The 441-nt window shown below is 54.4% G+C and carries 1 protein-coding gene and 2 pseudogenes; all 3 read right to left on the reverse strand.

Annotation, left to right across the window (positions count from 1 at the left end; genetic code table 11):
• A pseudogene (locus ACU8YC_RS27860) lies at positions 1-88 on the reverse strand (putative adenosine monophosphate-protein transferase Fic); the annotation flags it as partial.
• Positions 78-245 (reverse strand): YhfG family protein, encoded by a 168-nt coding sequence (locus tag ACU8YC_RS27865; RefSeq protein ID WP_446896378.1) that lies wholly within the window; start codon positions 243-245, stop codon positions 78-80. The pseudogene ACU8YC_RS27860 and the gene ACU8YC_RS27865, both read right to left, overlap by 11 nt.
• 106 nt (positions 246-351) lie before the next feature.
• Positions 352-441 (reverse strand): annotated as a pseudogene (locus ACU8YC_RS27870) (peptidylprolyl isomerase A); the annotation flags it as partial.

The raw sequence follows: 441 nt of genomic DNA on the forward strand, positions 1-441 counted from the left end.
GCGCCTGGTGAATACCCAGGCGGTTACGCATGACATTCAGGCCCGGATACAAGTAGGGGTCACGTCCATCACCGAATTTATCGCCCATAGTGCCTCCTCAACGCTTCAAGACGCGCCAGCGCGTCTTCAGCGCCCAGGGTAACCTGTGGAATATCCACGCCTTCCAGCCGCCGACTGGCCTGGAAATTGGCGTTTCGCCGTTGTTCCCAGACCCTGGACTTTTGTCTATCGGTGAGTTTTTTCACGTGACCTCCCTGAATGAGCCGACACTTGCCACAAGTATAAGCAGCAATTTCGGGTTACGCAGAGAAGCGAGAGAACGCGGGCAAGCATTGCCCGCGCAACATACGATTACGGCAGGACTTTGGCAGACAGGATAAAAATCGGTTTTGAGGGAACATTCTGGTAAGGACCAACAGCATGGGTCTGAACCTGAGAGAG

It is taken from the genome of Citrobacter sp. VF227, from assembly GCF_052950715.1.